Below are 12,690 nucleotides of genomic sequence, written 5' to 3' on the forward strand. Positions count from 1 at the left end.
ACCCTACTTTTCCGCCCCACCCACCAAGCTGGAGTCAGTCATGACCAGGCCCCTGCGCACCCTGCTGCCCATCGCGGCGGCATTCGCGTCGGTCGCGCTCACCGGTTCGGCCGCGATCGCGGCCCCTGTCGGCGATCCCGCGCCGATCGGCCCGAACACGCCCTTCATCGCCCTGGTGAACGGCAAGACCGCCGACGCCGTCATCGCCGTGGTCTGCCCGTTCCCGCCCACGCCCGGCGAACTCGGCGCCCCGCTGTCCGGGCAGTACGTCGAGGTCGAGCCCGAGGTGGTCACCCCCACCGGGACGTTCGGCTTCACCGGCTCGGCCGCCAACAGCATCGACGCGGTCTTCACGCCCGCGTCGGCGCTCAGCGAGGCCATCGTGATCAAGGACTGGTTCGTGCAGGTGCCGATCCCGACCACGCTGCGGCTGCCGTGCTCGGGCAGCGGGGTCGTCTCCTTCGACCCGATGCCTACCAGCAACACCGCGCACAGCTACACGGTCACCGTCACCTACGGCAACGTCGCGACCGGCTGACCTTGCCCCGCACCGGCTGACCTCTGACTGCGCGGCCCGGAACCTCCACGCCGGGCCGCGCAGTCAGTGTTCTGCCGGAGCTTGTTGACTGCAAGTCTTGCTTATGGCAAGTATTGCCATCATGAAGAGTGGGTCTGGACAGACACCCCGCGCCGCAGCGCGAGCGGATGTGGCCGCGTTCGAGCGGCTGACACAGACGTTGGTGGGCATCACCGCACAGAGCCTGGACGCGCTCGACGGCGCGGTGACCGTCTCGCAGTTCCGGCTGCTGCGCACATTGGACGGCCTGGGCCGAGTGTCCTGCACGACGCTGGCCACCACCTTGGGGACAGCTGCGTCATCGGTCACCCGGCTGACCGACAAGCTCGTGGCAGCGGGATTCGTCGCCAGGGGGGCCGAGCCGAACAACCGCAGCATCGTTACCGTCGAGGTGACGGAGGCCGGACACGACGTGGTCACCGCAGTGCTCGCCCGGCGGCACGAGTTGCTCGAAGCCGTCCTCGACGCCATGACACCCGGCCAGCGGGAGCAGGCCGCCTCGGCGGCCGAACGGTTCGCGGCACTCGCGGGAGACCGCGGCACGGCTGCCGTCGAAAGCCCGGTGGGACTGTGACGGCCCGGACCGGCGCGGATGCGAAGCCCACCGGGACGAGCGGCAGTGCACCGAACGGCCGTCCTGCGAACGGCGACGGGACGAGCGGGGCACCGGCGAATGACACTGTGAACGAAGCGACTGCGAACAATGGCGGCGGACCGCCGTCCATGCCACTCATGCCCCGCCATCTCGGCGACTTCAGCCTGACCACACGAGTGCTGCCCATCACCGGCCTGGCGCTTGTGGTCGGCGCGGCCGGGGCAGGCGCCGCCTGCCTTCTGCTCCGGCTGATCGGCCTGATCACGAACGTCGTGTTCTACCAACGCGTGTCCACCGCGCTGGTCGCGCCCGGAGCGGCACGGCACAGCGCGGCGCTCATCCTGCTCTCTCCGGTCGCCGGCGGTCTGATCGTCGGACTGATGGCCCGGTTCGGCTCAGAGAAGATCCGCGGGCACGGCATGCCCGAGGCGATCGAGGCGATTCTGGTCGGCGGCAGCCGCATTCAGCCACGGGTCGCGCTGCTCAAGCCGGCCTCCGCGGCGATCAGCATCGGCTCGGGCGGGCCGTTCGGCGCGGAGGGGCCGATCATCATGACCGGCGGCGCGGTCGGTTCGATCCTCGCCCAGGCGCTCAAGCTCAGCGCCGACGAACGCAAGACCCTGCTCGTGGCCGGCGCCGCGTCCGGCATGGCGGCCACGTTCAACGCGCCGCTGGCCTCCGTGCTGCTCGCGGTCGAACTGCTGCTTTTCGAGTGGCGCCCGCGCAGCTTGATACCCGTCGGCGCCGCGGTGAGCATGTCCGTGGTCTGCCGCGGCTGGCTGCTGGGCACCGCCCCGATCTTCCCCGTCACGGACCTCGTGCACCCCGGCCCGGCGGCCACCACGCTCGCACTGCTGCCGGGACTCACCGGCGGGCTGCTCGCGATCGGCGCCACCGGCCTGGTCTACCTCGCCGAGGACGCCTTCAAGAAGCTGCCGGTCCACTGGATGTGGTGGCCCGCGCTCGGCGGCGCGATCGTCGGCGTCGGCGGCCTGTTCGAACCGCGCGCGCTGGGCGTGGGCTACGACGTGATCGACCAGTTGCTCACCGGGCGTGCCGCGCTCTCCCTCGTTCTCGGCATCCTCGTCGTGAAGACGCTGATCTGGTCGCTCTCGCTGGGCTCGGGCACTTCTGGGGGCGTGCTCGCCCCTGTGTTCATGATCGGCGGCGCGCTCGGGGCGCTGGAGGGGGACCTGCTGCCACACGTCTTCCCCGGCTTCTGGGCAATGGCGGGACTGGCCGCAGTCGTCGGCGGCGTCATGCGCTCCCCGCTGACCGGCATCGTGTTCACCCTCGAACTCACCCACGCCTGGAACGACCTGACACCGCTGCTCGTGGCGTCGGTCAGCGCGTACCTGCTCTCGGCGCTGCTGCTCAAACGCTCCGTGCTCACCGAGAAGGTCGCACGCCGGGGGCTGCATCTGACCCGCGAGTACTCCACCGACCCGCTTGAAACCTTCTTCGCCCGCGAGGTCATGACCACCGACCCGGCCGTGCTCGACGCTGACGACCTACTGTCCCGGCACCCGCGCACGCTGGTCTACGCCGACCAGACCCTGCGCGAGGTCGCCAACACCTTCGCCGTGCACGACACCACCCGCGCCCTGGTCGTCGACCGCGGCGACCCGGAACGGCTGCTCGGCCTGGTGGAACTGACCCACCTGCTGCACGCGCGCCGCAAGGACCATCACGAGGAACACCACCGCCAACGTCACCTCACGCTGCGCACCCGCGAACTGCGTATTAACCCCGACACGGTTGACCCTGACACCGTGTGAGGGTGTAAACCGGGGTACATCATGTTGACCATCGGGCAGTTCGCCAGCCACGGCCGAGTCTCGGTGCGGATGCTGCGGCATTACGACACGATCGGCCTGCTGCGTCCCGCCTGCGTCGATCCGCTGTCCGGGTATCGCTCCTACCAGGTGGAACAGCTGGCCGAGCTGAACCGGATCGTCGCGCTCAAGGATCTCGGCTTCGGCCTCCAGCAGGTGCAGGAGCTCCTGCGGACGCCAGTCGACGCGGCGCAGCTGCGCGGGATGCTGCTGCTGCGCCGGGCCGAGATCCAGACGCGGATCCAGGACGAGGTCGATCGGCTGGCCCGCGTGGAGGCGCGACTAGCCATGATCGAGAACGAGGCCTTCGCGCCGGCCGTCGACGTCGTCATCAAGGCCCTGCCGCTGGTGCGGGTAGGCGTGCTGACCGGCATCGCGGCAGGTTACGAACCGCAGTCCATCACGCCGGTCATCCAAGATCTTTACTGCGAGCTGTGGCAGCAACTGGACGCCGCCGGCATCCGATCCACCGGCCCGGCCATCGCATACTACGAAGACGCCTCGGCCATGGACGGCGCGGTCGTGGTGCACGCGGCCGTGCCGGTGCACGTCGACGCGGCAGAAGCCGCGGCCGCGGCTAGGACGAGGATCGGGGATGGGGCGGCCGATCGCGGCATGAGCATCATCGATCTTCCGCACGTCGAGAGCGCCGCGTCCGTGATCCATCGGGGTTCGATGGACACGGTGCTCTCCACGATCCAGTCCATGGCGCGCTGGATCGAGGCCAGCGGATACAGCTGCGCGGGTTACGCCCGGGAGATCACACTTGAGTGGTCGCCCGATCCCGAGCAGTGGGTGACCGAACTGCAACAGCCGCTGTATGCGGCGAGAGGGTGAGCAAGGTGGCAGATACGCCTACACCGCAGATCGAGACTCGTGCCGAGCAGCCCTATGTGGCGATCGCGACACGGGTACCCATGACCGAACTCGCGACGGTCGCGGACCGGGTAGGGGAGGTGTTCGCCTGGCTCGCCGCACAGGGCGTGCCACCCGCCGGCGCCCCGTTCTTCAAATACAACGAGATCGACATGGCGCGGGAGTTGCTCGTCGAGGGCGGCGTGCCGGTCGCGTCCCCTGTGCAGGGGGACGACAAGGTCGTCGCCGGAGTGCTGCCGTCCGGCCGCTACGCGACGCTCATGCATGTCGGCCATCCGGACGAGCTGGCGCAGGCCACTGAGACACTGCTGACATGGGCCGCCGGGCAGGGACTGCGGTGGGACATGGCGCCGAGCGAGCAGGGTGACGTCTGGGGCAGCCGCCTGGAGATCTACCTGAGTGACCCATCCGAGGAGCCGGACATGGACAAATGGGTGACGCAGTTGGCCTTCCGCCTGGCGGATTGACTGGACAGAACGAAGTGCGCCCTGTCGGACGGGAACCAGGCTGTCCATCAGGGCGCACTTCTGTGCTTACATGCTTATCCGCTTACTGGTGCTGAATGGAGCAGACGGCCCAGGACGTGCCGTTCCAGGTCTCGGCGACCGGTGTGGCGGTACCTCTGCTGGTCACGGAGCTGCTGTAGCCATGATCGCGCCGTACATACGCAGCCGAGCTCTGAATCAGGCCGCTCATGCAGCAAGGCGCGGAGAAGGAGAACCAGAAGCGGCTATTTGGTAGATAAGATGCAAAATCCGCTGAAAGCCATGCGCGCGGTCATGATCGTGGTCACAGCCACAGCCACAGTCACGCGGTGCGGTCCCACGCCTCCGGCAGAATCGGATCGAGGAACGGGACACCCTGCGTCCAGCGTTGCAGCTCGTCGAGGGCGAACGCGGCCATACGGGCGAGTTCGCCGCCCATGGAGCCGGCGATGTGTGGAGTCAGCAGCACGTTCGGCAGCGTGTACAGCGGCGAGGAGGCGGGCAGCACCTCGGGCGTGGTCACGTCGAGCACGGCATTGATACGGCCGGAGACGAGCTCCTCTTGCAGCGCCTGCTGATCGATCAGCGCGCCGCGTGCCGTGTTGATCAGCGTCGCGCCGTCCGGCATGGCTGCGAGCAGGGCCCGCGAGACCATGCCCTCGGTGCTGGGCACCTGCGGCGCGTGCACGCTGACCACGTCGCAGCGCGCGAACAGTTCGGGCAGCGGGGCGAGCCGCGCGCCGAGCCGCACGGCCTCGGCCGGATCCACGTGCGGGTCGCTGAGCAGCACGTCCAGATCGAAGGGGCTCAGCAGTTCGAGGACCCTGCGGCCGACCCGTGAGGCGCCGATGATGCCGATCCGGCGGCGGTAGTTGCCGGCGGCGGCGAGCCTGGCGTGCCAGTCGTCCTCACGCCCGTGTGCCGCCCGGTACTCGTCCCGGGCGAACAACACGCGCTTGTTCGCGAAGAGGATCGCGGCCAGCGTGTACTCGGCGACCGGCACCGCGTTGGCCGAGGCCGCAGAGGTCACTTCGATGCCGCGGCGCCAGCAGGCCTCTGTGATGTGCGGCTTCACGCTCCCGGCGGTGTGGACGACGGCACGCAGCCGGGGTGCGGCCCGCAACGCGGCCTCGTCGATCGGCGGGCAGCCCCAGCCGGTGATCAGGACTTCCGCTGCGGCGAGCGCAGTGCGGGCCGTTGGCGTGGTGAAGTCGTCCAGAACCACGTCGAGCTCGACGTCGACCAGGTCGAGCAGACGCCGACGCGCCTCGGCATCTAAGAGCGCTGAGGCCACCGCCGGACGCATCGCGAGGACCGCGGCGGGGCGTACGCCCGCAGGCGTCGCCGGGACCAGTCGAGCCGGCTGCGGCGTCACGGCGTGGCCACCGGCAAGCGTGCAGCCGTCATGGAACCGGTCTCGGCATCGCGGGCTCTGAGTGCGGCGCCGCACGAGGTGCGCACCACCAGCTTCGGCAGCAGGACCGTCTGCCGGATCGGCGGATCGCCGGCCACACCGATCCGGGCCAGCAGAGCCGTGGCCGCCGCCCGGCCGACCTCGTACTTCGGCGGGGCGACGGCGGTCAGCGGCACCTGCGCGAACGCGGCGACCTCGTCGTCGTAGGCGATCACGGCCAGGTCCTCGGGGATCCGGACCTCGCGCGTACGCAGCCGCTGAACCAGCAGGATCGCCTCCTGATCCGAGTGCACCAGCGCCGCGGTGGCGCCGCAGTCGCGGCAGGCGTCCGCGAACGCGTCGATGGCCGCGAGCCGGTCCGTGCCGTCTTCGGGCGCCATGACGGGTGCCGAGGCGTCCAGGCCAAGCCGCTGTACCGCCGCCGCATGGCCTTCGACGACGGGCTTCGTGGTCGGTGTGAAGTGCGCGAAGAGTGCGACGCCACGGTGGCCGAGCCGTGCGAGATGCTCGACCGCCCGGTACGCACCCTGACGGTGATCGCTGAGCACGTATTCGGCGTGATCAAACGTCGCGGCCGAGCGACGCTCGACCAGGACGTACGGCACCCCGCAGCCCTCCACCAGATCACGCACCGGCTCGGTGATCACCGGGCCGACGGCGGGCGTCACCAACAGGCCGTCGCTGCCGGAGCGGATCAGAGCGCGCAGCTGGTCCAGGTCGCGGTCACCGCCGTAGTCGGTGACGCCGAGGACGAGCCGGGCCCCCGCGCGGGCCGCGGATTCCTGGGCACCCCGGATGACCTCGGGGTAGTAGTACGTCGTCGAGGGCACGAGCATGCCGATCATGGCGCCGCCGCGCGAGGCCGTCCCGGGCGGTCGCTGCGCGGACTCGGCGGTGAGCGGCGCCGAGGAGATCGGAGCCGTGGCCGCCGTCGTGGGCACGGCTCCGCCGCGGACCCGCATCAGCAGGCCCTGCTGCTCCAGGATCTCCAGGTCCCGGCGGACCGTGCCGTCCGAGACGCCGAGCATGGCGACCACCTCGGTCACCCGGACCGCTCCCTGGGCACTGAGCCGTTCCAGCACGTAGGCATGCCGCTGTTGTGCGAGCACGTTCCCTCCATCTGCGCCTTCATCCGCGCCATGGCGCCGATCCTGCCGCGTACCAGTCTCGCCTACTCGCCGCCGATTGCGGAAAATTGTAGATCTTTTCGTTTTCCAGTTGAAACTGTTGACTCGTTGCGGATTTCTGGGCATCGTAAGCGGCTGTCGGAGAGGAGACAACCCGCGCGTCCGGTCGCCCGGCGCGGCGGCCACACGTGTCTCGCACCCCCGCCGACCTCGCCGCCTCCGCCCCTCCCGAAAGGTCGACAGATGCGCAGTTCCCGCTATCGCAGACCTCTCCTCCCGGCGCTCGCCGCCGTGGCGGCGCTGCTCGCCTCGGGCTGCGGCTCCTCATCGGGGGGCAGCAGCTCCGGCGGGTCGCAGACCATCACGTACTGGTCGAGCGACCAGGGCAGTTCGATCGCCGATGACGTCAGCATCCTGACGCCGGAGCTGAACGCGTTCACCCAGCAGACCGGCGTCAAGGTCCATCTGGAGGTCATCGGCTGGAAGGACCTACAGAACCGGGTGCTCGCCGCGGCCACCTCGGGCCAGGGGCCCGACGTGGTCAACATCGGCAACACCTGGTCCGCCACGGTGCAGGCGACCGGCGCGTTCCTGCCGATGAGCTCGGACGTGATGACCCAGCTCGGCGGCGGCGACCGGTTCCTGCCCGGAGCGCTGGCCGCGACCGGGGCGCCCGGCAAGGACCCGGTCGGCGTGCCGATCTACTCGGCGGCGTACGCGCTCTACTACAACAAGGCGATGTTCCAGGCCGCGAACATCGCCAACGCCCCGGCGACCTGGGACGACTTCCTCGCTGACGCCAAGGCCCTGACCCACGCGGGCCAGTGGGGCGTCTCCGTCGAGGGCGGCAGCACGACGGAGAACTCGCACCACGCCTTCACCTTCAGCCAGCAGCAGGGCGGCGCCTTCTTCGACGCCTCGGGCAAGCCCACCTTCGACACCCCGCAGAACGTCGCGGGGATCAAGCAGTACGTCGACTTCCTCGGCGCGGACAAGATCGCCGACCCGAGCGACGCCGAGTACTCCAACGGCACCGAGGCGGTGAAGGACTTCGCCACCGGGAAGGCAGCGATGCTGCTGTGGCAGTCCGCGGACGCCACGCTGGCCAAGTACGGGATGAAGAAGGGCGACTACGGCATCGCGCCGGTGCCCTTCCCCGCCGCGCCGCCGGCCGGCGGCAAGCACGTCGACTCGATCGTCGGCGGGATCAACCTGGCGGTCTTCGCCAACACGAAGAACAAGGACGCGGCGCTGAAGTTCGTCAAGTTCATGACGTCGAAGCAGACCCAGATCGACCTGAACAAGAGCTTCGGCTCGCTGCCCTCGGTCAGCGACGCCTACGGCGACCCGGCGTTCCAGACCGACGCGGCGAAGGTCTACCAGAACGTGTTGGCCACCTCCGCCGCGCCGATGCCGGCCATCCCGCAGATCAGCCAGTTCCAGACGCTGGTCGGCGCGGTGGTGAAGAACCTGTTCGCGGACGCGGCGAGCGGCCAGCAGATCACCGACCAGCTCGTCGCCGGCCAGCTCGACCAGGCGCAGCAGAAGTTGCAGGCGGGAAGCTGACGCCCCGCCCGCTGACGCAGTCCCCAACCAACACAGTGTTCATCAACACAGTGCCGCTGAACACACGCCGCGCCGGGAGGCCGAACCTCTCGGCGCGGCGGCGCGCCCGATCCGTCCGGTAGGACTCGCGGAAGGACTCGTGTATGGCCGCAGTCACCGAAATCGCCGACGCCACGGCGGTCAAGCCGCCGCGAGCCAGGCGCCCGCTGTCTGCGCGGCTGCGCGCGGGCGCGCTGCCGTATCTGCTCCTGCTGCCCGCGGTGCTGTTCGAGCTGCTGGTGCACATCGTGCCGATGCTGGTGGGCATCTTCATCAGCTTCAAGCAGCTGACCGAGTTCTTCATCCGCGACTGGGGCGCCGCGCCGTACGCGGGGCTGACCAACTACCGCTTCGCGCTCGACTTCCACAGCGCCGTCGGCCAGCAGCTGCTCAGTTCGTTCTGGGTGACCTGCTCCTTCAGCGTGCTGACGGTCGCCGTGTCCTGGCTGATCGGGCTCGCGGCCGCGCTGCTGACCCAGGAGCGGTTCCGGGGGCGCGGGGTCCTGCGCACCTACTTCCTGGTGCCGTACGCGCTGCCCGCCTTCGCGGCGGCGATCACCTGGGAGTTCATGTTCCAGCGCGACACCGGCCTGGTGAACCGGCTGCTCGTCGACGATCTGCACCTGTACCACAGCGCGCCCTTCTGGCTGATCGGCCACAACAGCTTCATCGCGCTGGTCGTCACCGCCGTGTGGCGCAACTGGCCGTTCGCCTTCCTCGTCGTCACCGCCGGATTGCAGAACATCCCCGGCGAGCTCTACGAGGCCGCCGCGATCGACGGCGCCGGCGAGTGGCGGCGGATCAGGAGCATCACGATGCCCGCGCTGCGGCCGGTGAACCAGGTCTTGCTCCTGGTGCTGTTCCTGTGGAACTTCAACGACTTCAACACCCCCTTCGTGCTGTTCGGGGACGTCCCGCCGCCGCAGGCCAATCTGCTCTCCCTACAGATCTACGACACCTCGTTCCAGAACTGGAACTTCGGCTCCGGCTCGGCGATGTCCGTGCTGCTGATGCTGTTCCTGCTGGTGGTCACCGGCGGATACCTGCTGCTCACCGACCGGAGAAGGAAAGATCTTGGCTGACACCGCAGCGCCCGAGATCCCCGCCGGGCCCCGGCGCCGCGGGTCGCCGATGGCGCCGTCCCGCGGCTTCGTGTGGACCCGCCGCGTCGTGCTGACGCTGCTCACGCTGTTCACGTCGGCGCCGATCTACGTCATGCTCAGCAGCTCGCTCAAGCCGCTCCAGGAAGTACAGGCCGCGTTCACCTGGATCCCGGCGCACCTGACGGCCCGTCCGTACGCCGACATGTGGACGACGGTCCCGCTGGCCCACTACTTCATCAACAGCCTGATCGTCTCCGCCGCGTCCACCGCACTGTCCGTGGTGATCGCGCTGCTGGCGGCCTACGCGGTCAGCCGGTACCGCTTCCCCGGCCGGCAGGTCTTCCGCATCACGGTCCTGTCCACCCAGATGTTCCCCGGCATCCTGTTCCTGCTGCCGCTGTTCCTCATCTACGTCAACATCGGCACGGCCACGGGCGTCCAGCTCTCCGGCTCGCGGCTCGGGCTGATCATCACATTCCTGACCTTCACCCTGCCGTTCTCGATCTGGATGCTGGTCGGCTACCTCGACTCGATCCCGCGCGAACTCGACGAGGCCGCCAAGGTGGACGGCAACGGGCCGCTCGGCGCGCTGATCCGCGTCATCATCCCCGTCGCGGTGCCGGGCATCATCACGGTCGCGGTCTACTCGTTCATGACCGCTTGGGGCGAGGTGCTCTTCGCCTCCGTGATGACCAGCGACGCCACCCGGACCCTCGCCGTCGGGCTGCGCAACTACGCGTCAGAGAACGACGTGTACTGGAACCAGATCATGGCCGCGTCGCTGGTCGTCAGCGTGCCGGTGGTGGCCGCGTTCCTGCTGCTGCAACGCCATCTGGTGGCCGGGCTGACCGCCGGATCGGTCAAGTGAGACGGCTTGGCTCCGGCTACCCACCTGCGATAGCCGGAGCCAAGCCGTCTGACGTCGAGCCGTTCAGCTCACAGTGATTCAGCCGTGACACAGCCGAGTGGTTCAGCTGACACTGACCGGCTTGCCGCACTGCGGGCACTCGAACGGGGTCTTCTTCGCGGCCATGGTCCGCTGGATCTTGGTCACGATGAACGGGAAGCTCAGGGCGGGCAGTTCGCGACTCGCGTTGACCTGTCCGTGCTGCGCACACTGACCCTGCTTGTACTCGGTCTCAGTAGCCATTGATCGCGCATCTCCTTAGTTGGTCCTCGGTTGGCAACCGGCCGGGCCGGGGTTTGACCGGCCGGTTCGGGCACGGCGTCGTCCGTCATCCGCCCTTCGGCAGCCAGCTGAACCGGCGCAGGGCGAAGGCAAGCGCCGCGACGGCCCAGGCCGCGACGATGAGCAGGTCCGTGCCGGCGAACCCGGCGGTGGTGTTGTTCGGGTTGTACGCGGCGAGCAGCGCCTCGACCAGGTGTTTCACCGGGAAGACGTTGGCGATGTCGGAGAGCCAGGTCGGCAGCGTCGAGCTGGGGATGAGGACCCCGGAGATGAAGTACAGCGGCAGCATGACCGCCTGCACCACCGGCTGCGCCGCGTCCTCGTCGGTGATGACCGAGGCGAGCGCGTAGCCGAGGCAGCAGAAGGCGAGCGAACCCAGGATGATCGTGATCACCAGCGCCGGGGCGGTGCTCGCGGGCAGGTGCGCGTGGTAGAAGATCCAGCCGAGCACGAGCAGGATGGCCGACATCACCAGTGAGGTCACCACCGAGGTCAGCGCCCGGCCGGCGATCACCGCGGCCGCCGGGACCGGGGTCGCGCGGCGGCGCTTGAGCACCCCGGACTCGCGCTGCGCGGTCACCGAGATCACCAGGTTGACCAGCGAGTTGGCGATGATGCCGAGGGTGATGATGCCCGGGACGTAGTAGACCGAGGTGTCGATCTTGCCGCCCGCGACGTCGACCTGGTTGACCTTGCCGTTGGTCGAGCCGCCGAACACCCCGGCCAGGATGACCAGGAACGTGATCGGCAGGATCACGGTGAAGAACCGGGACTGGCGGTTGCGGAACCACGAGCGCAGGTCGTACGGGAACTGATGCAGCGTCAGGCTGACGGTGGAGCCGACGGAGGCGCCGCCCGCGGAACCGGTGGGTGCGTTGGAAGTCGTGGTCGTCATCGCAGGGCCTCCGCACGCTGCTCGCCGCCGGAAGCGGGACCGGACTGGGATGAGGAGGTCGCGCCGGCATCGGCGGCGCCGTCCTCGACCGGCGCGGTCAGCGCCAGGTACACGTCCTCAAGGCTCGGCCGGCGCACCTCAAGGTCCGGCAGGTCGAGGTGCCGCCCCTCGGCCCAGTGCACCAGCGGGCCGAGCACCTCCAGCGGCGAGACGGACTTCAGCAGCAGCCGGTCCACTCCCGCGCCCTCGGGCACCGCGGCCTCGCGAACCAGGGCGGGCAGGTCGTCGAACGACGTGCCCGCCGGCTGCGAGAAGCTGATCAGGGTGGCGGTGCGGTCGCGCCCACCGAGCGTGCCCGGCGTGCCCTCGGCGACGATCTTCCCGGCGGCGATCACCATCACCCGGTCGGCCAGCCGCTCGGCCTCGTCCATGAAGTGCGTGGTCAGGAACACCGTCACGCCGAGATCCCGCAGCCCGGCGACCATCTCCCAGGCCGCGCGCCGGGCCGAGGGGTCGAACCCGGTGGTCGGCTCGTCGAGGAACAGCAGTTCCGGGTCGCCGATCAGGGCCAGCGCCACGTCCAGGCGCCGGCGCTGCCCGCCGGACAGCTTGCTCGCCATGGCCCCGGCCTTCTCGGCCAGGCCCACCAGCTCCAACGTCTCACGGATGCCGCGGGGCTTCGGGTAGTAGCCCGCGTAGAGGCGCAGGCACTCGGTGACGGTCAGGTCCCGCTCGGGCTTGGACTCCTGGAGCACCACTCCGATGCGGGACCGCCATGTGCGGTCCGCGTGGCCCGGGTCCTGGCCCAGGACGCTCACCACGCCGTCGCTGCGCTTGCGGTAACCCTCAAGGATCTCGACGGTGGTCGTCTTGCCGGCGCCGTTGGGGCCGAGGAACGCGAACACCTCGCCGCGCTCGACGTGCAGGTCGATGCCCCGCACGGCTTCGAAGGCGCCGTATCGCATGCGAAGGCCGGAAACTGTGATCAC

Annotated in this window: 13 protein-coding genes; 8 read left to right on the plus strand and 5 right to left on the minus strand. The window is 69.3% G+C overall.

The features are described 5' to 3' along the window. Positions 1-40 precede the first annotated feature (40 nt). The 5 genes from VGS97_RS09205 to VGS97_RS09225 all read left to right on the plus strand — a co-directional run bounded on the left by VGS97_RS09205 (position 41) and on the right by VGS97_RS09225 (position 4,350). Positions 41-538 (plus strand): hypothetical protein, encoded by a 498-nt coding sequence (locus VGS97_RS09205; RefSeq protein ID WP_326852886.1) that lies wholly within the window; start codon positions 41-43, stop codon positions 536-538. 202 nt (positions 539-740) lie between these two features. Next, entirely contained in the window at positions 741-1,151 is a 411-nt protein-coding gene (locus tag VGS97_RS09210; RefSeq protein WP_326852887.1) for a MarR family winged helix-turn-helix transcriptional regulator, read from the plus strand. 149 nt (positions 1,152-1,300) lie between these two features. Continuing rightward, complete coding sequence (locus VGS97_RS09215) at positions 1,301-2,950, plus strand: chloride channel protein (protein WP_326852888.1); 1,650 nt, start codon at positions 1,301-1,303, stop codon at positions 2,948-2,950. 21 nt (positions 2,951-2,971) lie between these two features. Then, positions 2,972-3,844: a MerR family transcriptional regulator gene (locus VGS97_RS09220; protein WP_326852889.1), complete on the plus strand. Its 873-nt coding sequence runs from the start codon at positions 2,972-2,974 to the stop codon at positions 3,842-3,844. 5 nt (positions 3,845-3,849) lie between these two features. Beyond that, positions 3,850-4,350, plus strand: coding sequence for a GyrI-like domain-containing protein (locus VGS97_RS09225; protein WP_326852890.1), 501 nt, complete (start codon positions 3,850-3,852; stop codon positions 4,348-4,350). Between the two features lie 340 nt (positions 4,351-4,690). Here VGS97_RS09225 and VGS97_RS09230 read toward each other — a convergent pair whose 3' ends face one another. Together VGS97_RS09230 and VGS97_RS09235 are read right to left on the minus strand one after the other, a co-directional pair. Next, on the minus strand, positions 4,691-5,674 hold the full coding sequence (locus tag VGS97_RS09230) for a hydroxyacid dehydrogenase (RefSeq protein ID WP_349262059.1): 984 nt from the start codon (positions 5,672-5,674) through the stop codon (positions 4,691-4,693). Positions 5,675-5,739: 65 nt separating this feature from the next. Beyond that, positions 5,740-6,891, minus strand: a complete 1,152-nt coding sequence (locus VGS97_RS09235) for a substrate-binding domain-containing protein (RefSeq protein ID WP_326852892.1) — start codon at positions 6,889-6,891, stop codon at positions 5,740-5,742. Positions 6,892-7,152: 261 nt separating this feature from the next. On the opposite strand from VGS97_RS09235, the gene VGS97_RS09240 reads away from it, so the two are divergent. The 3 genes from VGS97_RS09240 (at position 7,153) to VGS97_RS09250 (ending at position 10,485) form a co-directional block, all read left to right on the plus strand. Beyond that, entirely contained in the window at positions 7,153-8,475 is a 1,323-nt protein-coding gene (locus tag VGS97_RS09240; RefSeq protein WP_326852893.1) for a sugar ABC transporter substrate-binding protein, read from the plus strand. A 143-nt stretch (positions 8,476-8,618) separates the two neighbouring features. Beyond that, positions 8,619-9,596, plus strand: a complete 978-nt coding sequence (locus VGS97_RS09245; RefSeq protein ID WP_326852895.1) for a sugar ABC transporter permease — start codon at positions 8,619-8,621, stop codon at positions 9,594-9,596. Positions 9,597-9,645: 49 nt separating this feature from the next. After that, positions 9,646-10,485, plus strand: a complete 840-nt coding sequence (locus VGS97_RS09250) for a carbohydrate ABC transporter permease (protein WP_349262060.1) — start codon at positions 9,646-9,648, stop codon at positions 10,483-10,485. Positions 10,486-10,587: 102 nt separating this feature from the next. Here VGS97_RS09250 and VGS97_RS09255 read toward each other — a convergent pair whose 3' ends face one another. From VGS97_RS09255 to VGS97_RS09265, 3 genes are all read right to left on the minus strand, one after another. Then, positions 10,588-10,767, minus strand: a complete 180-nt coding sequence (locus VGS97_RS09255) for a hypothetical protein (RefSeq protein WP_326852897.1) — start codon at positions 10,765-10,767, stop codon at positions 10,588-10,590. A gap of 85 nt (positions 10,768-10,852) precedes the next feature. Then, positions 10,853-11,701, minus strand: coding sequence for an ABC transporter permease (locus tag VGS97_RS09260; protein ID WP_326852898.1), 849 nt, complete (start codon positions 11,699-11,701; stop codon positions 10,853-10,855). Continuing rightward, the gene (locus VGS97_RS09265; protein WP_326852899.1) at positions 11,698-12,666 is read right to left on the minus strand and encodes an ABC transporter ATP-binding protein; all 969 of its coding nucleotides are present in this window, start codon (positions 12,664-12,666) and stop codon (positions 11,698-11,700) included. Before VGS97_RS09265 ends, VGS97_RS09260 begins: the two co-directional genes overlap by 4 nt. Positions 12,667-12,690 lie beyond the last annotated feature (24 nt).

The organism is Actinocrinis sp. (assembly GCF_035946395.1).
Classification (GTDB): Bacteria; Actinomycetota; Actinomycetes; order Streptomycetales; family Catenulisporaceae; genus Actinocrinis.